The organism is Desulfosporosinus shakirovi (genome assembly GCF_020595055.1).
In the GTDB taxonomy this organism is placed as follows: Bacteria; Bacillota; Desulfitobacteriia; order Desulfitobacteriales; family Desulfitobacteriaceae; genus Desulfosporosinus; species Desulfosporosinus shakirovi.
This window is the reverse complement of record NZ_JAJDOO010000001.1, coordinates 34,332-55,965: the sequence shown is the minus strand read 5'-3', so window position 1 is coordinate 55,965 and position 21,634 is coordinate 34,332. Positions and strand designations below refer to the sequence as shown.

Sequence of the window (21,634 nt, the reverse complement as noted above, 5' to 3'; positions counted from 1 at the left end):
TAGCCAAGTTTTCTTTACAGGGAAGTTTAACTGGAATGAATTGGGTGAATAATAACTATTATGGAAAAAGTTGCGTTGCGCGGTTGTTCTGAAGACGAGCTGATCGAGATCTGTCAGATGATAGGTTTAAAACGATTTCGGGCGATCCAATTGTTCCAATGGGTGCAACAGAAAGCAGTGCGATCCTGGGATGATATGACAAACATCGGTAAAAGTGACCGACAAACCTTAAGCGCCCGCCTGCATCTCTATGCCTTAAAAAAGGTGCGGGAGCAACGCTCAAACGATGGCACTCGGAAGTACTTGTTTTGTCTTGAAGATGGAGAGACTATCGAGTGTGTTCTGATGGATTATGCGCGGGCGAAATCGCGCGACAGACATACTGTTTGTGTCTCTACTCAAGTAGGATGTCCAGTGGGGTGCGCGTTTTGTGCCACAGGGTTAGAAGGATTTCGGAGAAACTTAAGCGTTGCTGAAATTGTAGGCCAGGTATTAGATATTACTTATTATGTCCGGCAGGAAGATCCGGATTTTCAAGTGACCAACATAGTTTTTATGGGTATGGGGGAGCCTTTACTTAATTACGATTCGGTTCTTAAGTCGATCCAACTTTTAAATGACGCTCAAGGATTAAATATTGGTATGAGGAGGATGACCATTTCAACGTCTGGAGTCGTGCCTAAAATTATCCAGTTGGCTGAAGACAATCCCCAAGTGGGCCTAGCGGTATCCCTTCATGCAGCAAGGGATGAGATAAGAAACGATTTGATCCCAATGAATCGCCGATATCCTCTTAACCAGCTAATGAGAGCGTGCCAGGAGTATACTCAGATTACGCATCGGCGGATCACCTTTGAGGTTGCCTTGACCGCTGAGAATGCGAAGCGGGAAGAGGCTGAAGCCCTTGCCCGATTGTTAAAGGGACAACTGGGACATGTCAATCTGATTCCAGTCAATCCGGTGACTGGAACAGGGATGGAGCGTCCCGATCAGGAGAAAATAAAGAAGTTTGCCAAGGTCTTGGAAGATGCCGGAATTCCTGTTTCTTCACGTGAAGAACGGGGAACAGATATTGATGCAGCTTGCGGGCAACTTCGCCGACAGTGGGAGGGTGAGTTAAAATGAGCCTATTGGCCCGATTCGAAGGGATGGCCGAATTTCTTTTTACAGAAGCTTTTAAGAAAAGTGCGTCCCGCCTTCAACCGGTGGAAATAGCCAAAGAACTTGTGAAGTCTATGCTTAGAAATAAGCAGGTTAGCATCTCTCAAGTATACGTGCCCAATATTTATCGGGTTTATCTCCATTCCGGTGATTGGGGGCCAATAGCGAGTTTTGGAGATGCGTTTCTCATTGAGTTATCTAAATATCTATTCGCAGAAGCCGAGCGGAATGGGTATACATTTTTGACCAAACCAGCGATAGAATTGCATTCAGATGAGACTGTTAATCCTCGGCAAATGATTATCGAAGTGGATTTTGACGATTCTATTGTCATAGACTGGGGAGATGAAGAAAATGATATTGAGCTTGCCAACGAAGTTCGACCTAATCAATCGAATTGGCGGGAAAGTACAACTATCTTCAGAGAAGGTGTCAAGACAAACTTACAAGTTGAGAGTGTGACAGGAAGGAATTCGGATTACTTTCTCGAAATCATAGAAGGACCGGATATTGGCCGGACGTTTTCTCTGCGGGATGAAGAAGTTATCATTGGGCGTCATGGACAGTGCAACTTAGTACTGCTTGACCCTGAAGTTTCCCGAAGACATCTGAAAATTGCTCCGGGGGGAGAGAACGGTTGGTGGCTTGATGATTTAGGAAGCACAAATGGAACCTATGTTAACGGACAAAGAATTACTCATCATACAACTGCCCCAGGAGATCGAATATTTATTGGACAAAGTGTACTGGTCATACAAAGATCCCCTCTGCCGTAATGATATTGGAGAATTTGTAGGGTTCAACCTCTATTCGATTGGGAGGATTGTATGCAATTTGTGTTAGTCATAGGACGACTTGCTTTTGTCGCCCTTATCTATCTTTTTATATTCCGTATTTTTACAGCCCTTTTAGCCGATCTCCAACTGAAGGGAGTTTTTCAACGTTCGATGAATGAATACGGACGTTTAGAGGTTCTCACCGGAGGAGAAACGCTCTCCAGAGGACGTGTTTTTAAAGTGGATGGGAAAGGGCTGCGTTTGGGGCGGGGCAAGCACAATGATATTGTTTTGCCCGATCATTTTGCATCCATTGATCATGCTGTTTTTCGGTTGCAAAGAGGACAAACTGTTTTGGAAGACTTAGGAAGTACTAATGGAACATGGGTTAATGGAGAGCAAATCCATTCTCCAGTTCAAATGGTAGCTGGAGATTATGTGAAAATTGGAAGCATTACCTTCCAATACTCGAGGTGGCAAAATGAGAGTTCTAAGCTTTAGTGAAAAAGGGTGTATTCGTAAAAACAATGAGGATTCTTTTTTAGTGTTATCGGATGAAGAGCTTTATGCCGTGGCCGATGGAATGGGCGGACACCGAGCTGGGGAAGTAGCGTCTTCTGTGGCTTTGCACGAATTAAAGATGTGGATTCCCCGTCTTGCCGGGCTTGAAGACCAAGCCTTGGAAAACGGGTTATCAGAAGCTTTTGTTCAAGCCAATAAAGTTGTGCATGAATCCTCAACAACAGACCCGGAAAATGCGGGTATGGGGACGACATTAACGGTGCTGCTGATACGCAATGATAAAGTCGTTATCGCTCATGTTGGAGACAGTCGAGCTTATCTTTGGCGCAATGAGACGTTAACACCTTTGACTATGGACCATTCTCTAGTGGGTGAACTTGTGAGATTGGGACAGATCTCGTTGGACGATGCGAAAAGACACCCTCAACGGAATGTTTTGATGCGCGCAATTGGAGCAGACCCTGCAATTGAAGTGGATTGCAGGAGCATTGTTTTGCAAGCTGAGGATGTTTTCCTCCTATGTACCGATGGTTTCTCCAATATGATTAGCGATCAGGAACTTACAGAAGAATTCCTCGAACCAAGCCCTTGGGAAGAACGGTTGGAGAAATTAAGACAGCTTACCCTGGAACGGGGAGCCCCGGATAATTTTACAGCCTTGTGCTGTATTTGGGAGTAAGCCTATGATTCAGCGTTTAACCTTGCGTATTTTAATTTTAGGGATGATGTGGATAGGACTTGGCCTGCTGAAATTGGACGCGGAAATGAGCAGACTTCTTTGGCAAGCATTAATTTTTACGGTCATTGTCCTTCTGGGAAGCTTAATGGAACATCTCTTCAATTATCAAGGAGACCCCTATATTCTGCCTGTAGTCCAGGCCATTATGGCGTTAGGACTTGTATTTGTGGTGAGAATCAATCCCGATGTGGCCTTGCACCAGTTTTGGTGGGCGAATATTGGGCAGTTGTTGTTCTATGCGGTTTTGTTGTCGATCAGAGATTATCGTTATTTTGGCAGGTTTCGATACATATGGGGACTTCTAGCGGTAGGGTTGTTGCTGGTTACTCTTTTCTTTGGTTCTGAGGAAGGTGGAGCAACAAGCTCATTTAGGATCGGGGGAATCGGACTCCAACCTGAGGAGTTTGTCAAGTTGGCTTTGCTCTTATTCATGGCAACCTATTTGGAAGAAAATGAAGAGTTGTTGCGAGTTGGGACGGTACAATGGGGCAGATTCTCTTTACCCGATTGGCGGACGTTGAGACCGTTTATGATTATGGTGGCTTTTGTACTTGGCATTTTAGCCGCACAAAAAAGCCTAGGAACGGCCTTAGTGTTTTATATGCTTTTTGTACTTATGCTTTATGTTGTTACAGAGCGAACTTTATATTTAGGGATATCAATGCCGGTTTTTTTGTTAACCGGAACTGTTGGATACATGCTCTTTAGACATGTTCGAGTTAGAGTATCTGTGTGGTTGAATCCGTGGCAGGACCCTACCGGGATGGGATATCAAATTGCCCAATCGCTTTTTGCAATTGGGGGCGGGAAAATTCTGGGCACGGGGTTAGGCAATGGCATTGGGGCATCGACCGTGCCAGTGGCCATAAGTGATTTTATCTTTTCTGTTATTGCTGAAGAACTGGGATTTGCCGGCTCTATGGCGGTATTGGTACTCTTCTTGATTGTTGTTATGAGAGCTTTTGCGATAAGTATCAGGGCTAAGGATCGCTTTGGGCAAATCTTGGCCGCTGGGATTGGAATTCTCCTTGGTACCGAAACTTTGATTATTCTTGCTGGGGTCACAAAGCTGTTGCCCTTGACAGGAATTCCTCTTCCTTGGGTGAGTTATGGCGGCAGTTCCCTTATTGTTCATTTTATCTTACTGGGGGTTTTATTGAATATTTCTAACGCCACCGCGGTAAGTTCCCACACCACCAAGAATCGGGGAAGGGAGTATGCAACATAATGCGAGGGATACGTCAAGTAGCATTAGGTATGGCCTTTAGTTTTTTTATTCTTAGTCTTGGTTTGGTCTATTGGCAGGTTGTTCGTGCGGATACGTTGCTCCAAAATCCCTCGAATCGCAGGTTGATTCTGATGGAAAGCCGCGTGACTCGGGGAGGAATTTTTGATCGTAACGGCGAAATAATAGCTCAAACTCAAATTCTCAATGGGAAAAAGGTTCGAGTTTATCCCAAAGGGGAAATGTTTGAACCCGCCTTGGGTTATTCTTCTGTGAAACTGGGGGCTTCCGGTCTAGAAGCAAATTTGGCAGATTGGTTGTTAGGAATCAAGAATGCTACGCCTACCCAAGCAGTTCAGCAACTCTTTGCGCTGCCGCGTCAAGGAGACGATGTGGTGCTTACCTTGGATTCACGTTTACAGAGTATAGCTTATGATGCACTTAAAGGGAAAATGGGGGCAGCAGTGGCTCTGGATCCTCAAACAGGGGAAGTGCTGGCCATGGTTAGCCAACCCAGTTTTAATCCCACAAACCTTGATCAACATTGGAATGAAATCATTAGTCAGGAAGAAGAAAGGCCTTTGGGTGAGAAGCAAAGGCCGCTGGAGCACCGTTATTTTTCCCTATTTCCGCCAGGCTCAACTATGAAGGTAGTCACCTCGGCAGCCTTATTTCGAAGTGGAATAAATACGACGGATTTGTATCAGTGCCAGGGATCAACTATTATTAACGGACAAGTCATTCGAGAACAAAACGATAAAGCGCATGGCTGGGTTAATTATAATATGGCTTTGGCCGAATCTTGCAATACGTATTTTGCGACGTTTGGGGTTCAGGCGGGGGATCAAACTTTTCTTTCGGTTGTTAAAGGCTTTGGATTTGGGCAAAAAATCCCGTTTGAACTGAGTGTGCCGAGGAGTTCAATTACGCAGGAGGCTAAAAATCCTTCGTCGTTGAATACAAACCTGCTGGCTGCCAGTACATTTGGACAAGGGGAGGTCTTGGTATCCCCTTTTCATATGGCATTAATGACAGCCGGAATTGCTAACCATGGAGTTATTATGACTCCTCATTTGGTAGAAAGAGTTCTTGACCCTTCTCAAGATATCCTGTATCAACAGAAGCCTCAGCCTTGGCTAACCGCACTTTCCAAAGAGGAAGCAGATAAGATTACCAGTGCCATGGTCACCGCAGTAATGGAAGGGACGGCTGCGCCAGGGGCTTTGCCCGATGTTCAGGTCGCGGGTAAAACGGGTTCTGCAGAGCCTGGAGGAAATGTTCTGACGCATGCTTGGTATATTGCCTTTGCACCCGCAGAAGAACCGCAGATTGCAGTTGCCGTAATCGTAGAAAATGGTGGAACCGGAGGCGGGAATGCTGCCCCGATTGCTAGACAGATTATTCAAGAAGCACTGAACCAGAAAGTAGGTGACAAAAAGTGAGTAAAATCTTCGGGGGACGATATGAGGTTCTGGACAGAATTGGTGCTGGAGGTATGGCGATTGTATACAAGGCTAAGGATCTTTTACTTAACCGTGTCGTGACCATAAAGGTGCTCCGGGAGCAGTTTGTCACAGATGAAGACTTTATTCGTCGTTTTCGGAGGGAAGCTCAGTCCGCAGCTAGCTTGTCTCACCCCAATATCGTATCAATTTATGATGTAGGTAAAGATGGAGATACAGAATACATCGTTATGGAATATGTGGAAGGTCGCAATCTCAAGGAAATTGTTCGTGAGTACGCCCCACTTTCCACAGAACAGTCCATTAATCTGGCCCGACAAATTACAGGAGCTATCCGAAACGCCCACGAGAACCATATTATTCATAGGGATATTAAACCTCACAACATATTAGTTACTGCAGACGGGCACGCAAAGGTTACAGATTTCGGAATTGCGCGGGCTGTATCTTCAGCGACCGTGACTCATACTGGAGACATTGTCGGTTCAGTTCATTATTTGTCGCCCGAGCAAGCCAAGGGGATACAAAGTAATGAGCAATCAGACATCTATTCATTGGGGATCGTTCTGTATGAATTACTCACGGGTAAAGTTCCCTATGATGGTGAAACTCCAATTGCTATTGCCCTAAAACATTTACAGCAAGATCCTGTTCCGCCGAGTAAACTTAACCCTCGGATTGCCAAAGAATTAGAAGGGGTCATTATGCGAGCCATCGCAAAGTCGCCCGAACAAAGATATGTGTCCGCTAAAGAGTTGCTTGAGGATTTGAACCACATTCAAGCTGGTGAACCAATTGCGTGGTTTGGCCTCTCCCAAGCAAGTGATCCGGAGGCAACTCAGACTCACAAAGGAATGGTTAAGACTCTGAACCCGATTGAAGTCATAGACGCTGTCCCGATTAAGTCTGTAAATAAGAGACGCTGGATCTTGATTATTGGAGGGCTTGTACTTCTCCTTGCCTTACTGGTCGGAGGAATTTGGAACTATATGTCGGTAGGATCAACAAAGGTCCCGGATTTAACGGGTAAAACGGTGCCTGTAGCAGAGGGTTTTTTAATGGCTGCCGAACTAAGTCTTGATCCGGAGGTAACTCAAGAGTTTAATGATGAAGTTGACAAAGAGCTCATTATCAGACAGGATCCTAAAGCAGATAACTCAGTGAAAGTCGGGCGAACAGTTAAAGTTGTGGTAAGCAAAGGGATCGAGTTGGTAGAATTCCCAAATGTAATAATCGGACAGATGTCGAAGGAAAATGCCATAAATCTAATTAAGAATGCTGGATTTATAGGAGAGATAACCCTGGTGCCTATGCCTGATGATGCAGCTAAAGATGCTGTTATTGGTCAGGATCCAATGCCAAAATCACCTTGGCCTAAAGATGGAAATATTACTTTAACAGTAAGTACTGGACCACAATGGTCGACGATCAATATGCCAAGTGTCATAGGGAAGCTATCTTCTGAGGCGAAGACGATCCTTGTTGATCAAAATAAGCTGGTTCTGAAGATTGAGACCGAGGTTTCTTATACCTCTCCAGAAGATGTGGTGATAAGCACAATCCCCAGCCCGGGAGAAAGTGTTCAGCAGGGCTCAGAGGTGACGATGGTTGTTTCACGGGGACCCGGTCCTTTTGCACAAGGATTAGAGGCACAGGCCAGCAGTAATAATGTGATGATAGCTCAGTTTTTGGCTGGCGTGCAAAGGGGCAGACTCAAAGAACAATAATTTCATGTAATAATTCCCAAACGATGATTAGTGAGGAATAAAAATGATCAATGGATTCTTACTCAAAGGATATGGAGGATTTTATTATGTCTATGCGGAGGACCGAGTATGGGAATGTTCCCTGCGCGGTCGCTTTCGCGTTAAAGATCAAGAGTTCTTACCGGGTGATCGGGTGAACATTCTGCCGGAAGAGGAAGAAGAGGAGAATAAGGCGACTATTGAATCGGTAGAGCCACGGCGAAATGTATTAACACGGCCTGCTATTGCTAATGTGGATCAAGCAATTCTGGTTTTCGCCATGACTTGTCCTAAGCCCGATCTCAATCTCTTGGATCGTTTGTTAATTCAAGTGACGGATGCAGGCATTGAGCCTATCTTAGTTTTCACCAAATTAGACAAGTATAAAGAAGACGCTTTAAACGACGGCTCAGAGGGGCACGCTATTACGGATGTCTATCGAAAAATCGGATATGACGTGTTTGAGGTTTCCAGTGAGACGGGTCAGGGGATTGATCAAATCGCTGTTCGTCTGACGAATAAGATAAGTGTGCTTGCAGGACCTTCCGGAGCTGGGAAGTCTAGTCTTTTTAATTCCTTATCTCCTGGTAAGAAGCTGAAAACAGGGCAAATAAGTCTTAAGTCAAAGCGTGGCCGCCATACCACACGCCATGTAGAATTAATGGTGTGTGCCGGGGGGCTGGTAGCGGACACACCGGGCTTTTCATCCCTCTTCTTACCGGAAATGAAGCGCGCAGAATTAACGGATTGTTTCCCTGAGTTTGCTATTCGTCGGCGTCTATGCCGTTTTAACAGTTGCCTGCACGATAAAGAACCTAATTGTGCGATTAAAGCAGCTCTGGAAACAGGGGGGATTTCTCCAGAACGTTACGAGCACTACCTTATATTTTTAAAAGAAGTAATTGAAGCAGAGAGGAAGTATTAATGTGATACAGATGGCCCCTTCTATATTATCAGCAGATTTTTCCCGCCTGGGTGACCAGGTGAAACTAGTTGAGGAGGCTGGTGCAGAGGTTTTACATATCGATATCATGGATGGACACTTTGTTCCCAATATTACCTTTGGGCCGGCCTTGGTTAAATCCATAAGAGATCGCTCGCGTATGCGTTTTGATGTGCACCTGATGGTTGATGAGCCGGAGAAGTTCATAGCAGATTTTGCTGCGGCGGGTGCTGATCATATCACCTTTCATTTAGAGACGACTCCTCATGTTCACCGCGTAATTCAACAGATCAAAGAACATGGAATGACGGCTGGAATTGCACTCAATCCAGCGACTCCGCTTGATGGACTAAAGTATATTTTGGAAGATTTGGACATAGTTCTTTTGATGACAGTAAATCCTGGGTTTGGCGGGCAAAAATTTATCCCCAACGTTATCCCGAAAATCCAAGTTCTTCATCATCATCTTCTTCAAACCAAATCTGCTTGTCTGATTGAAGTGGATGGCGGAATTAATCTAGAAACAGCTTCTGTAGTTGGCAAAGCGGGGGCTCATATTTTAGTGGCCGGTGCCGCTGTATTTGCTCAATCTGACCCACAGCAAGCGGTTAAAAATATTCGTCAAGCTGCGAGCGTGAAGTAAGGTCGGTGATTGATATCAAGATTGCTGTCTTAGCAAATGGCGGTTGGGATTTGGAATGGGGAAAACAGGTTCTTAAAGAGGCCGATTTTTTGATTTGTGCGGATGGGGGGGCAAACTATGCTGCCCTGTCTTTGCGTATGCCTGATCTGATAATCGGAGACTTGGATTCGATTTTACCTGAAAACTTAGATCGATTTAGAGATATGGGATGTGTTATTGAACCTTATCCCTGTGAAAAAGACGAAACGGATCTTGAATTGGCACTTTTGCGAGCTGAGGAAAAGGCTCGTTTACTTGGGGAAAAGGATATTTGGCTGTATGGGGCGACTGGAAAACGAATTGATCATTTCTTCGGTAATGTGGGGCTTATGCTCGCCTATGCAAAGAAAGGGTATCGGATACGCGTAATCGACCCTGAGCATGAATTGTGGATTGTGCAGGGGCGGGAAGAGATTAGGGGGGTATCCGGGCAGGAACTCTCTTTGATTTCGATCTCTGAGGAGTCGGTTGTCACGACAGAGGGGCTATATTATCCGCTCCAGAAGGATGTTCTTCGTCAGGACCGTCCGCGGGGTGTGAGTAATGTTTTTTTGGGAGAGAAGGCAGTGGTTGAGGTTCATGAGGGCTGGGTTATGGTGGTTATGCCCAGGTGTGCGAGGGCGTGATGAGCAGGTGGTGCGCGAGGGCGTGATGTTGCTCCGCTCATCCAAGGCGCCGTCGCTACCATGCTTGATTTCTCGGCGAGAACGGCAAACCTCTGGGATGTTCTGCATGTTAACCCGTGCCGTTCTGGCACCGAGAAATCGAAGCATGGTTGACACGACTCTGCCTAATGGGTTCGCTCCGCAACATCACGCCCTCTGGGCTTGGGGTCGACGGGGGCAGGGAACGGGAGAGTTTGATGTTGATCCGCTCACAAGGCGCCATCGCATCGCGACATCAGTCCATCCACGGATATCCGTGCCACGCTGGTGATTCGAAATCTAGGCGGGATTGAAGCGACTCTGCTTAAAGGGTTCACCCCGTGGCATCACGCCCTTTAGAGGAGGGTCTAGGGGCGCTGGAAGGGTCGGGTGAGGATGAATGGGTGAATGGGGTGGGATGGTTGAATCGCTTTGATCTTGCGGCGTTTGGGCTTGAATGGGAGTGTAATGAGCGCTTGCTAGGGATAGACTAGGTGTGTATGTTGTTCTGGGTGTTCCGTTACATCATATTTCAGTGTTAGAAAAATAAGATTATAGATAAGGAAGACGATTATGCAACATGATGAACTTTGGATTGGTACTATGCTTGAGGGGAATGCTCGGTGGGTTTTGGTGAAGTCAACGAATACGGTGGAGGAAGCGCGTAGACGTCATGGTATGTCTCCGGTGGCAACGGCAGCGTTAGGGCGGTTGATGACTGGAGCTCTTATTTTGGCCAGTTCCCTCAAAGGCGAAGAGAGTGTTACTCTGCGGTTATTAGGTGACGGACCTCTGGAGGGGGTTGTGGCTGTTGGAAATGCGCAGGGTGAGGTAAGGGGTTATGTTCGGGAACCTTTGGTGGACCTGCCGCTTAAGGCTTCTGGTAAGCTTGACGTTGGCGCAGCGGTTGGTTGCGGTGAGTTAACAGTTAGTAGAAGTTTGCAAAACGGTGAGGTCTATACAGGAACGGTTCCTATGGTTAGCGGGGAGATTGCCGAGGATTTAGTGCATTACTTGTTATCTTCTGAACAAATTCCTTCAGCCATGTTGCTCGGGGTTTTGGTTGAAAAAGATTATCATGTTGCTGGAGCAGGAGGATTTCTAATTCAGCCGTTGCCAGGGGCAACCGAAGAAGATATCCAAGCGATTGAAAGTCAGCTTGGGTTGTTAGGAGCAGGTATTAGTGAGATGGTAGCCCAAAGTGAAAACATGGATGAGTTATTGGGTCATCTGATGGGGAAACTCTCTTATCATGTCCTAGAGCGACGTTCGGTTGGATTTACATGTACGTGTTCAAAAGAACGTTTGAGTGGCACCTTGGTGTCCTTGGGCAAAAAAGAAATAGCAGACCTGATCGCGGATGAAAAAGCCGAGATGGTGTGCCACTTTTGCAATGAACATTTTCAGTTTAATATTGAAGAGTTACGGGAAATTTGGGAGAGGGCGTGATGTTGTTGAGCGCGAGGGTTGATGTTGCTTCGCTCACCCTAGGTGTCATCGCTATCGCGCTTGATTTCGAAACGAGCGTTGGCAAACCTCTGGGTGGTTCTGCATGTGAACCTATGCCACGCTGGCACTTCGAAATCTAAGCGCGAGTGACGCGACTCTGCCTAAAGGGCTTACTCCGCAAAAACGCACCCTCTGGGCCGGGAAAACCGGGAAAAAGAGGTGGATTTTGAGTATGAAAAAAGCCCGAACAAACGTCGGGCTTTTGATTCATTAGACAGCGCGTTGTACTTTACCGGAACGTAAGCATCTGGTGCAAACTTTGATCCGGGCAGGAGTGCCGTTCACTATTGCACGAACGTTTTGCAAGTTTGGTTTCCAAGTTCTCTTTGTTCTTATATGAGAGTGGCTGACTTGAAATCCAGTGACTACTCCTTTGGCGCATACAGCACAAACATTAGCCATGCGCTAAACCTCCTTTGCAGCCGAAATGACACTTATTCATTTTATCAAAACTCTTGCTGGTTGGCAAGGTTCCTTAGCGAATTTTTCTTAAATATCATTGGAGTTCATCTTTATGGGGATTGAGTTAGGGCCAATTCGCCTGGAATTTGGAATTTATTTCATAACTTGAGGAAATACTAAGAGTTCTATTGAATTTTTTTCGCTTTTTCTTTGAACATTTTTCATTTCCTTGGTAGAATAAGTTCAACGTGGACGATACCGGAAGGGGAGGGTCCTTATATGGGAAAAGAAATCATTAATCATTTAGGTAAAATTGAAATATCTGAAGAAGTCATTTCCACGATTGCAGGTGCTACGGCGGTTGAGTGTTACGGCTTAGTCGGTATGGCTTCACGTAAAATTACGGACGGAGTAGCCGATTTGTTGCGACGGGAGAATTTGGCCCGTGGTGTGGTGGTTACTATTAATAACAATGAAGTTGTTATTGATCTTTATATCATCGTTGGATACGGCGTTAAGATTTCTGAAGTTGCCGCTAGTGTTATGGAGCGCGTTCGTTATACTACTGAGAAGCTTACGGGATTAAACGTATCCCAAGTGAATGTGAACGTAAAAGGTGTTCGCGTTTTAGAGTAGGTAAAAGATTAGGGGGATATGGTTTTGAGACCAGCAGCTGCAAAGGTAACAAGTGTTCTGGACGGACAACTATGGAGACAGATGATGGCATCGGGGGCGAAGGCCCTAGAATTAAAAAAGCATGAGGTTGATGCTCTGAATGTCTTTCCTGTACCAGATGGGGATACTGGAACGAATATGTACTTAACGATTCAGTCTGCCGCGAGGGACGCGGAAAAGATAACTGGCAAATCTATCGGAGAAGTTGCCGCAGCCGCTTCGATGGGGTCTTTAATGGGTGCTCGCGGAAATTCAGGGGTTATCCTTTCTCAGCTCCTGCGAGGTATTGCCAAGGGTTTGGAGGGGTTGAATACGGCCAATGCTCTTCAAGTCGCCCAAGCGTTGCAAGCAGGGGTAGATACGGCCTATAAAGCTGTCATGAAACCTGTTGAGGGCACGATCCTTACGGTTTCGAAGGAGACGGCGCGAGCAGCCTTAGCTATGGCCAAGAGTGGTGGATCTCTGCTGGAGACTCTTCAAGAAGCAGAGCAAAAGGGATTAAAAAGCCTAGCCAAAACACCTGAAATGTTGCCCGTGCTTAAACAAGCTGGGGTAGTTGATGCTGGCGGGCAAGGGTTCCTCGTAATCTTAGGTGGGTGGATTGCAGTATTAACAGGAGAAACGTATATTTCAGATACCCTGAGCGAAAGGGATAGTTCGTTAAAACCAAATGTAGAAGGATCTACTGCAACAAGACAAGAATTTATGCAAATCGAAAACCTGGACTACCCTTATTGCACAGAATTCTTGGTAAAGGGAACTGATTTGCGTGTTGAACAGATAAAACAAGATTTATTAGACCGAGGGGACTGCCTGCTTGTTGTAGGGACGTCCGAAGTGGTAAAAATTCATGTGCATGTCAAAAATCCAGGTAAAATCTTGGATTATGCCATACAATGGGGTTCACTTCACCAAGTTCAAATCCATAATATGTTAGAGCAAAATGAGAACATGGCCCATGCCATGAAAGAAAATGAGACAACAGAGTATTTGCAGACTGACATGAAAATTGAACATCAAGGCCAACCGCTCAAAGAGTTTGGCGTGGTAGCCGTTGCAATGGGTCAGGGAATTGCGGATGTCTTTATAAGTCTGGGTGCCGACGAAGTGGTGTTCGGTGGGCAGACAATGAACCCAAGTACTGAAGATCTTGCTGAGGCCGTCAGGAAGGTTCCTGCTCGACAAGTTTTTATCTTGCCGAACAATGGGAATATCATCATGGCCGCTCGTCAAGTAAAAGATGTTGTGCAGGAACGAGAAGTGCATGTGATTTCAAGTAAATCGATACCCCAAGGGATTTCGGCGTTACTGAGTTTTAATAGTGATGGAGAAGCTGAGACAAATATTAAGAATATGGAACGAGGGCTAAGCAGTGTTTGCTCTGGGGAAGTAACTTATGCTGTCAGGGACTCTCAATATGGGGATTTAACTATTTCAGACGGTGATATATTAGGATTGATTGAAGATGTAATAGTTTCTACGGGAAAATCGTTATATGAAGTGGCACAATCGACATTGGATAAAATGGAATGGAAAATCCATGACTTGGTTACAATATTTTACGGAGAAGATACAAAACTTGAAGAGGTTCAACGCCTCCAGGATTGGCTCCGAGAAGAGAATCCAAGCATCGAAGTTGAGGTTCATCCCGGTAGGCAACCGCTCTACTATTATATCTTTGGTGTGGAATAGGTTAACCTCCGGAATTTTTCCGGAGGTTTTTTCTTGTATGGCCGGGTGTGGCCAAGTTTCCATTAATATTGGAGGGGAAGTTGTGGGAAAGAGTAATGTATTTGATCTTCTTGGACCTATCATGGTTGGTCCGTCCAGTTCACACACAGCTGGTGCAGCTCGCTTGGGAGGAATGGCTAGAAAAATTTTGGGAGATGAACCTGTTAGAGGGACGATTTTTCTGCATGGTTCGTTTGCAAAAACGGGGAAGGGACATGGGACAGATTTAGCGTTACTCGCAGGACTTTTAGGCTTGCTTCCGGATGACGAAAGAATACCAGAGGCCCCTAAGCTTGCCAAGGAAAGAGGTCTAAGCGTTAAGTATGAAATTGCAGATCTCGGAGAGGTGCATCCTAACACTGTGAAGTTTGATTTAGTTGGAAGATCAGGTGGCCGGGTTCAAGTGGTCGGTTCGTCTGTTGGGGGAGGAACTATAGTTATTCATAAGATCAATGACTTTCAAGTGGAAATTCGGGGGGACTATCCAACCCTGGTAATTTTGCACCAGGATCTCCCGGGGTTGGTCGCCCAAGTGACTCTCCTGCTGGCAACGGCCCAAATTAATATTGCCAGCATGCGGGTTTCACGTGAAAAGAGGGGGGCCCAAGCCCTGATGATTCTAGAGACAGATCAAATGATTAATGATGCCGTTCTTGATCTAATGAGAAAATTGCCCAAAATTGAGCAAGTAATGGCTGTTGAGCCTTTATAATTTAGGAGGAAATCCAATGCGAGCCTATGAAGATTGGGTTATTGAGGCTGAAACTAAAGGAATAAAACTAAGTGAAGTTATACTCCAAGACCAGATCGAAGAACTGGAACAAACGGAGCAAGGGCTATTCCAACGTATGAGCACTAATTTAATAGTGATGAGGGATTCTGTTGAAGCAGGGCTAATCGGGAAACGACGTTCATTATCTGGGTTGGTAGGCGGCGACGCAGCTAAAGTCGAAGATCGCAGGAAAAAGGGCACCAGTCTGGTCGGTGACCAAATAAGTGGTGCCATTGCTAAGGCACTTGCGGTGGCTGAGGTCAATGCTTGTATGGGTAAAATTGTAGCTGCACCGACTGCAGGCTCTTGTGGAGTGCTTCCGGCGGTTTTGTTTACGGTTGAGGAGACCTGTAAAGTTTCAGAGCGTGATCTCATACTTGCTCTCTTCACGGCTGCGGGATTGGGAATGATCCTTACTGAACGAGCCAGTGTTTCTGGAGCTGAAGGCGGGTGTCAGGCCGAAATCGGATCTGCAGCGGCTATGGCTGCTGCGGCGGCAGCGGAATTAGCCGGAGGATCTCCGAGACAGGCGGCCGATGCTGCGGCGATTGCCATGAAATCAATGCTAGGTTTGGTCTGTGACCCTGTAGGTGGACTTGTTGAAGTTCCCTGTGTCAAACGAAATGCTACGGGAGCTGCAATAGCGCTAGCAGCAGCTGAAATGGCGCTTTCAGGGGTGAAGAGTGCGATTCCGATTGATGAGGTTATCGATACAATGGGACAGATTGGAAAACAAATGCCCTGTGCATTAAAGGAAACAGCACAAGGGGGCCTTGCAGTTACCCCAACAGGCCGCCGGATTCAGGCTGATTTCCTATGAAGCTTACAGAGGTTCAATTAGTTCTAAACAATTTCCAAAGGGCGCTTCTGGCAGAAGAGAGACAGGGCTTTACAAATGCCGGGGTATTGGGTGGATTTAATTCTTTTTTGCAGGGGATTCTCCCCAGACTTGAAAAGCTGTTTCCCCAAAAGGATATGGATTTGTTGAGAAAGTTGGCTCAGAACTATCCAACTCTGAATCCACTCCGTCGCCGAGAGGCTTTTTCCGAACTTCGACGCTTCCTGCAAGAAATAACGATTGGGGTTCAGGATGCTTTGGGGCAAAGTCAATCACCGCTAGAAGATCAAATGCCGAAGAAGCAAGAAATATTCGATAGAAAAGCAGACGCGAAAGGCAACCTTCAAATACCCCCTGAACAGACAAACACAACATTTGAATTACAAATAAAACGGAGTGTTGAAGGAAAAAGAGAAAGTCCTAAACCTTCTCCTGAGGGCTTAAAAGGGTCAAAAAGCAAAAGCACGTCTTTGCGAACGAGGCCCTTACAATTCATTAAAGGGGTTGGTCCTGAAAGAGCCAGGCAACTTGAACAACTTGGGATACATAATATAATAGACTTGCTAAAGTATTATCCTCGGCGATATGAAGATCGCCGCAAGCGCATGATAGCAGAGCTAAAAGATGGTGAGTTGGCCACAGTAGAGGGAAAAGTAGTAGCTGGGCATGTGACGAGTGGAAAGATGAAAGTTGTGAAGTTAAGTATCGAGCAAGCTGGAAGCTCCATTCACGCAACTTGGTTTAACCAACCATTTATCCTCAAACAATATCCGGTAGGAACACAAGTTGTAATTACGGGAAAGGTTCGCTGGCAGCAACAAAAACCTGAAATTTTAGTGACGGATATTGAAAAGGCCGGTGTAAATAGTCGTACAGATGTCTCAGACTTAGATGCCCAAACGATTTTACCGGTTTATTCAGAAACGGCACGCTTATCCTCCAAGGTAATACGCAACTTGATTCAAGGTGTTTTAGAGCGGGTGGAGGAAGAATTTCCAGAAATCTTGCCTCAAGAAGTTTCAAGACAGTGGATGGAGCGCCCCTTAGCCCATCGGGAGATTCATTTTCCGAAGAGTTATGCCAGTCTCTCCCAAGCGAGGGATAGATTGGTCTGGGAAGAAGTTCTCTTTTTGCAATTAGCCGTGGCTCGACTTCGCCAAGGCATGGTAAAGCTGGGAAGCCCTCCTTTGTTAGAAGGAGAAGAGTTGATCCAGAGTTTTTATCAAGCATTGCCTTTTCAACTGACGACGGCTCAGCAACGTGTTATTGGAGAAATATTCCAAGATTTGGCTAAACCGCAAGGGATGGCTCGCTTGGTCCAAGGGGATGTGGGGTCTGGTAAGACGGCGGTTGCCATGGCGGCTCTGATACGCGCGGTAGGTTCAGGGTATCAAGGGGCTATGATGGCTCCCACTGAGATTTTAGCATTACAGCATTTTCAATCGCTTGAGAAAGTGTTCATTCCTTTGGGGATCAGCGTAGTTTGTTTGCTGGGCAGTCAGAATAAAGGGTCAAGAGAGAATACACTTGCAATGATTGAAAATGGTCAGGCTCAAGTCGTGGTAGGAACTCATGCCCTTATCCAAGATACGGTCGTGTTTAAGGCCCTGGGTCTTGCGGTGACTGATGAACAACATCGCTTTGGCGTACGGCAACGTACAATGCTTCAGAGCAAAGGTGAGAATCCTCACGTTTTAGTTCTTACTGCAACGCCCATACCAAGAACCTTGGCCTTAACGCTTTATGGAGATTTGCAGCTCTCGGTTCTTGATGAGATGCCAGTGGGCAGAAAGTCGATCATTACCCGTAAATTATCAGAACGTTCCCGTCCAAAAATGGAGAAATTCCTAGACGAGCAAATCAATCTAGGAAGGCAAATTTATGTAGTCTGTCCATTGGTAGACGAATCAGAAACCCTCGATCTCATTTCCGCGACACAGAGAACAACAGATTTACAAGTGAGATTTCCGGACCATCGCATCGCCCTTTTGCATGGAAAAATGAGGGGCGCTGAAAAAGAAGAAATTATGAAGACCTTTAATGCAGGGAATATTGATATTTTGGTTGCCACAACTGTGGTGGAAGTTGGAGTGAATGTTCCAAATGCCTCAGTTATGGTAATAGAATCTGCAGAACGATTCGGCCTTGCCCAGTTACATCAACTGAGAGGACGTGTTGGACGGGGGAGTGAGCAATCTTATTGCTTTTTGTTGGCGGGAAACAAAGACAGTCGCCGTTTAGATATTTTATGCCAAACCGAAGATGGATTTAAAATAGCGGAAGAAGATATGCGCCTGCGTGGGACAGGGGAGTTATTAGGGACTAGACAGCATGGCATAGCCGAATTACGCCTTGCTGATCTTTCGCGAGACGGACATCTTGTGGAAAAGGCTTATGAGATGGCCCAAAAGGCCTTACAAGATCCTGAAAGATTTGAACTGCTTTTCAAAGAAGTACTGAAAAGATTTCCACCGGAGGATATAGGGGTGCATTAGGAGGTCTTGGAGAAGATGGGAGCAAGAAGATCAGATCAGTTCATAAGATCTATCGAATTAAATCGAGATACCGTTCCCTCATTCACCGAATATCCTTTTAATTTAGCGGCTATCAAAAATTTAGAATCACTGTCATTTCATCCCCAAGTAACATTTATTGTTGGCGAAAATGGTTCGGGGAAGTCAACTGTATTGGAATCAATTGCAGTTGCCTATGGCTTTAATGCTGAAGGGGGAACTAAGAACTTCAATTTTTCATCGAGAGCTACTCATTCCGACTTGAATAAATATATTAAACTAATCAAAGGATTAAAGAAACCAGAAGATGGCTTTTTCTTACGAGCGGAAAGCTTTTATAATTTAGCGACAAATATTGATAAATTGGATTCTGAGCCCTCATTTGGACCACCTTTGATCGATTCCTATGGGGGGCAATCTCTACATGAACAATCACACGGAGAGTCCTTCTTTGCAGTTTTTCAAAATAAATTCATAGGGAAAGGGCTATATATTCTGGATGAACCAGAAGCCGCTTTATCCCCTTCAAGGCAAATGTCGATGATTGTGAGAATACATGAATTGGTTCAACAAGGTTCCCAATTTATTATTGCTACGCATTCTCCAATCATTATGGCCTACCCTCAGGCACGAATATATGAGATTCAAGAGGGATTTAAAATTATTGAGTATGAAGGCACTGAACATTATCAAATAATGCGTGCTTTTATTAATAATACCCAGAAAATGTTAGAGATTCTCATGGAGTGAAGTCTTATATTTGGGAAGAATTGCCGAGTATGATCTTCATCAAATAGTCGAATAATAAGATCAGACTGAAGAAGGAAAACTTACTAGGCGAGACAGCGGCGAAGCAGGTCCGCTGTCTTTCAAAATGAAATCTAAGGAGGGGTTAAGCTTTGGCTAAGTCAACAAAACCTATGGTTCAACTGACACCCGAATTAGAGAAGTTCAAGTATGAGGTTGCTCAAGAGATTGGGATCGCAAATCGGAAACACAAAAGTTTTCCTAATTCCCCACAACAATAATCCATAAGGAAAAGGGTCAGGTTATAAAGAAACCTGACCCTTTTCCAACCTTACTTTAACATATCCAATTCCCGTTCCGTCCCTCATCGGAACCCATCCTAAGAATGAAATGAAATTGCAAAGAGAACCATCAGGCGAACCCGAAAGAATCACATCCTGAAGCCTTGGTGAACGTGCAATTACATTTACATTCACCCGTCCCAACCCTCGTCGCAACCCATCCAGGAATGAAATGAAACAACGTGCAATTCATTCCATTCCCCAATCTACTGTAAATACCTCTCATAGTCTTCCCGATCAATTCCCGGATGCAGGCTGATAGCCAAAGCGCCTGCAATTATTTTTGCGACAGTTTTTATTAGAGAGTCAATTTCTTTAGGTGTAACCATCAAATTTCCTTGGAACGGAGAAAGCACATCATCAATGATTTGACTAAATACTTCAGGTTTTATGCCCTTATAAAGTTGATAGAGTTTAGGACTGGTAATAAATTCTTTAAACACACCTTCAACAACATCGTGGGCAATGACACCAGCATTGACAACTGTTGGAAGCCCAATGGCAATAACCTTACACCCTATTGTTTCCTCAGTAATCCCAGCTCTTCGGTTTCCTACACCTGAACCTGGATGAATACCAGTATCAGCAAGTTGGATGCTTGTCCCAATACGTTCTAAAGAGCTAGCTGCCAGAGCATCAATAGCAATTACTAAATCCGGCTTGACGTGCTCTACAAGACCACGAATGATCTCAGCGGTTTCAATTCCGGTAAGTCCCAATACACCTGGTGCAATGGCACTAATTTTTCGCAGTTGCCCTTTTAATTCGTCAGGTGGGAGTTGGTATAGGTGACGAGTTACCATTGTTTTGTCAATGACTTGAGGTCCCAAAGCATCGGGGGTGGCATTCCAGTTACCTAATCCGACGATCAAGATGCTGGCGTCTTCCTTAAGGTTCATTAGTTCAATTAATCTGTCTGCCAGTACATGAGTAATATCCTCATGAACAACATGATTATTAGTGCGAATTTCAGGAGCATCAATGGTGATATAGTGCCCTTTGGGTTTTCCTATTGCCTCGACTCCTTCGTCGGTTTCAACTGTGATAATAGTGACTTTGGCATGTTCGAGTTCTTGTTCATTCATTAGGACACCAGGGATTTCTTCCCCGCTTTCTCCTCGCAGGAGTTGATGTGCTTCAACTGCCAGATCTAGTTGTACATTCAGATGTTGATAAAGCTCCGATTTCTTCATGGTTTATTTACTCCTTTAAATGCATTTATTAGTGTCAAGAATGATGGATTTTAAAAAGTCACTGGGGCTAGAAAAAGCACCCAGTGAACAGAGGAAAACGAAGGAAGAGTTGGATGGGGGAAGGGCATATAATGATTTTCAAAAGCATCATTTGCCAAGTTTAGTATGTGACAAAAAGTAAAACGATATGCAAGAATATACGGGGGAATTTAGACTTTTCTTGTGGTATACTGTAGATTACAGAGCTTGAAACAATAATTTCTAATATGCTATTTAGGCCATAGATTTGATTATCCCTGAGTCTTGCCGAACTTAGTTAAATGGAAATAAAAATGAAATATAATGAGATTCGTGTTTTTGGCCGAGAAATGCAGATAGCAAATATGCTAAAATTAATTATATTGCAAGTCTTTATAGCAGTTAAAATTTATAACTGCTATAATGTAACTTGGAGGGCTTTATGCGGATTATTGCAGGAGAAATGCGTGGACGACAACTTAAGGCGGTAGAAGGGTTGCATACGCGCCCGACCTCAGATAAAGTGAAGGGTGCTATTTTTAGCGTTTTAGGGGACAAGGTATTGAACTCTCGTGTGTTAGACCTTTTCGCCGGAACAGGAAACTTGGCGATTGAAGCCCTTTCCCGTGGCTCGAGTGAGGCTATACTAGTGGAAAAGAATTATGACGCATATCAAGTTATCCGGAAAAATCTCGAACAAGTAGGGGTTAGCCAAAAGTCCAAACTTCTTTTAATGGATGCTTTCAAGTTCATACATAGATATCCAGATGAAGTGTTTAATCTTATTTTTCTAGACCCTCCTTATCGACAGGAACTTATTCCAAAGGTTCTCCAATCCTTGAAGGAATACTCTTATTTATCGGATAATGGAGTTATCATCGCTGAGACGGCTAAAGACGAAAAGTTAACGGATGACCTTTATCCGTTTGAAATTCGTAAAACAGCGGAATACGGTGACACAAAAATATGGTACCTACAGAGAATGGATGTATGAC

The 21,634-nt window shown here is 44.9% G+C and carries 23 protein-coding genes; 21 read left to right on the top strand and 2 right to left on the bottom strand.

Translation table 11 applies throughout. The features are described from left to right. Window positions 1-51 precede the first annotated feature (51 nt). The 13 genes from rlmN to hslO all read left to right on the top strand — a co-directional run bounded on the left by rlmN (window position 52) and on the right by hslO (window position 11,349). On the top strand, window positions 52-1,125 hold the full coding sequence (gene rlmN, locus LJE72_RS00315) for a 23S rRNA (adenine(2503)-C(2))-methyltransferase RlmN (protein WP_229245905.1): 1,074 nt from the start codon (window positions 52-54) through the stop codon (window positions 1,123-1,125). Next, window positions 1,122-1,937 carry an FhaA domain-containing protein gene (locus LJE72_RS00310; protein WP_229245299.1) on the top strand — a complete coding sequence of 272 codons (816 nt, stop codon included), beginning with the start codon at window positions 1,122-1,124 and terminating at the stop codon, window positions 1,935-1,937. The genes rlmN and LJE72_RS00310 overlap by 4 nt, the downstream gene beginning before the upstream one ends. Window positions 1,938-1,988: 51 nt before the next feature. Continuing rightward, complete coding sequence (locus LJE72_RS00305) at window positions 1,989-2,438, top strand: FHA domain-containing protein (RefSeq protein WP_229245297.1); 450 nt, start codon at window positions 1,989-1,991, stop codon at window positions 2,436-2,438. After that, complete coding sequence (locus LJE72_RS00300) at window positions 2,419-3,138, top strand: Stp1/IreP family PP2C-type Ser/Thr phosphatase (RefSeq protein WP_229245296.1); 720 nt, start codon at window positions 2,419-2,421, stop codon at window positions 3,136-3,138. The genes LJE72_RS00305 and LJE72_RS00300 overlap by 20 nt, the downstream gene beginning before the upstream one ends. Before the next feature lie 4 nt (window positions 3,139-3,142). Beyond that, window positions 3,143-4,426, top strand: a complete 1,284-nt coding sequence (locus LJE72_RS00295; protein ID WP_229245295.1) for an FtsW/RodA/SpoVE family cell cycle protein — start codon at window positions 3,143-3,145, stop codon at window positions 4,424-4,426. Next, a complete protein-coding gene (locus LJE72_RS00290) occupies window positions 4,426-5,865 on the top strand; it encodes a peptidoglycan D,D-transpeptidase FtsI family protein (protein WP_229245294.1) in 1,440 nt (479 codons plus the stop codon). Before LJE72_RS00295 ends, LJE72_RS00290 begins: the two co-directional genes overlap by 1 nt. Continuing rightward, window positions 5,862-7,613 carry a Stk1 family PASTA domain-containing Ser/Thr kinase gene (gene pknB / locus LJE72_RS00285; RefSeq protein WP_229245293.1) on the top strand — a complete coding sequence of 584 codons (1,752 nt, stop codon included), beginning with the start codon at window positions 5,862-5,864 and terminating at the stop codon, window positions 7,611-7,613. The genes LJE72_RS00290 and pknB overlap by 4 nt, the downstream gene beginning before the upstream one ends. Before the next feature lie 43 nt (window positions 7,614-7,656). Next, window positions 7,657-8,556 carry a ribosome small subunit-dependent GTPase A gene (rsgA, locus tag LJE72_RS00280; RefSeq protein ID WP_229245292.1) on the top strand — a complete coding sequence of 300 codons (900 nt, stop codon included), beginning with the start codon at window positions 7,657-7,659 and terminating at the stop codon, window positions 8,554-8,556. A gap of 1 nt (window position 8,557) precedes the next feature. Further along, entirely contained in the window at window positions 8,558-9,217 is a 660-nt protein-coding gene (rpe, locus tag LJE72_RS00275; RefSeq protein WP_229245291.1) for a ribulose-phosphate 3-epimerase, read from the top strand. Between the two features lie 14 nt (window positions 9,218-9,231). After that, a complete protein-coding gene (locus LJE72_RS00270) occupies window positions 9,232-9,882 on the top strand; it encodes a thiamine diphosphokinase (protein ID WP_229245899.1) in 651 nt (216 codons plus the stop codon). Window positions 9,883-9,988: 106 nt separating this feature from the next. Then, entirely contained in the window at window positions 9,989-10,192 is a 204-nt protein-coding gene (locus LJE72_RS00265) for a hypothetical protein (protein ID WP_229245290.1), read from the top strand. Between the two features lie 49 nt (window positions 10,193-10,241). Then, window positions 10,242-10,394 carry a hypothetical protein gene (locus tag LJE72_RS00260; RefSeq protein WP_229245289.1) on the top strand — a complete coding sequence of 51 codons (153 nt, stop codon included), beginning with the start codon at window positions 10,242-10,244 and terminating at the stop codon, window positions 10,392-10,394. Between the two features lie 79 nt (window positions 10,395-10,473). Then, the gene (gene hslO, locus LJE72_RS00255; protein WP_229245288.1) at window positions 10,474-11,349 is read left to right on the top strand and encodes an Hsp33 family molecular chaperone HslO; all 876 of its coding nucleotides are present in this window, start codon (window positions 10,474-10,476) and stop codon (window positions 11,347-11,349) included. A 270-nt stretch (window positions 11,350-11,619) separates the two neighbouring features. On the opposite strand, the gene rpmB is transcribed toward hslO, so the two are convergent. After that, the gene (rpmB, locus tag LJE72_RS00250; RefSeq protein ID WP_073028264.1) at window positions 11,620-11,811 is read right to left on the bottom strand and encodes a 50S ribosomal protein L28; all 192 of its coding nucleotides are present in this window, start codon (window positions 11,809-11,811) and stop codon (window positions 11,620-11,622) included. A gap of 279 nt (window positions 11,812-12,090) precedes the next feature. Here rpmB and LJE72_RS00245 point away from each other — a divergent pair, with 279 nt between their 5' ends. The 7 genes from LJE72_RS00245 to LJE72_RS00215 all read left to right on the top strand — a co-directional run bounded on the left by LJE72_RS00245 (window position 12,091) and on the right by LJE72_RS00215 (window position 19,368). Next, a complete protein-coding gene (locus tag LJE72_RS00245; RefSeq protein ID WP_073028263.1) occupies window positions 12,091-12,447 on the top strand; it encodes an Asp23/Gls24 family envelope stress response protein in 357 nt (118 codons plus the stop codon). Between the two features lie 18 nt (window positions 12,448-12,465). Then, the gene (locus tag LJE72_RS00240) at window positions 12,466-14,178 is read left to right on the top strand and encodes a DAK2 domain-containing protein (protein WP_229245287.1); all 1,713 of its coding nucleotides are present in this window, start codon (window positions 12,466-12,468) and stop codon (window positions 14,176-14,178) included. Window positions 14,179-14,260: 82 nt separating this feature from the next. Continuing rightward, window positions 14,261-14,929 (top strand): L-serine ammonia-lyase, iron-sulfur-dependent subunit beta, encoded by a 669-nt coding sequence (gene sdaAB, locus LJE72_RS00235; protein ID WP_229245286.1) that lies wholly within the window; start codon window positions 14,261-14,263, stop codon window positions 14,927-14,929. 16 nt (window positions 14,930-14,945) lie between these two features. Further along, window positions 14,946-15,809, top strand: coding sequence for an L-serine ammonia-lyase, iron-sulfur-dependent, subunit alpha (gene sdaAA, locus LJE72_RS00230; protein ID WP_229245285.1), 864 nt, complete (start codon window positions 14,946-14,948; stop codon window positions 15,807-15,809). Continuing rightward, entirely contained in the window at window positions 15,806-18,322 is a 2,517-nt protein-coding gene (gene recG, locus LJE72_RS00225) for an ATP-dependent DNA helicase RecG (RefSeq protein ID WP_229245284.1), read from the top strand. The genes sdaAA and recG overlap by 4 nt, the downstream gene beginning before the upstream one ends. 15 nt (window positions 18,323-18,337) lie before the next feature. Next, window positions 18,338-19,090, top strand: coding sequence for an AAA family ATPase (locus LJE72_RS00220; protein ID WP_229245283.1), 753 nt, complete (start codon window positions 18,338-18,340; stop codon window positions 19,088-19,090). A gap of 149 nt (window positions 19,091-19,239) precedes the next feature. Beyond that, window positions 19,240-19,368: a small, acid-soluble spore protein, alpha/beta type gene (locus tag LJE72_RS00215; RefSeq protein ID WP_229245282.1), complete on the top strand. Its 129-nt coding sequence runs from the start codon at window positions 19,240-19,242 to the stop codon at window positions 19,366-19,368. Window positions 19,369-19,634: 266 nt separating this feature from the next. Here the strand turns inward: LJE72_RS00215 and gpr are convergent, their stop codons facing one another. Beyond that, window positions 19,635-20,621 carry a GPR endopeptidase gene (gpr, locus tag LJE72_RS00210; RefSeq protein WP_229245281.1) on the bottom strand — a complete coding sequence of 329 codons (987 nt, stop codon included), beginning with the start codon at window positions 20,619-20,621 and terminating at the stop codon, window positions 19,635-19,637. 460 nt (window positions 20,622-21,081) lie between these two features. Here gpr and rsmD point away from each other — a divergent pair, with 460 nt between their 5' ends. After that, entirely contained in the window at window positions 21,082-21,633 is a 552-nt protein-coding gene (rsmD, locus tag LJE72_RS00205; protein WP_229245280.1) for a 16S rRNA (guanine(966)-N(2))-methyltransferase RsmD, read from the top strand. The last annotated feature ends 1 nt before the right edge of the window (window position 21,634 follow it).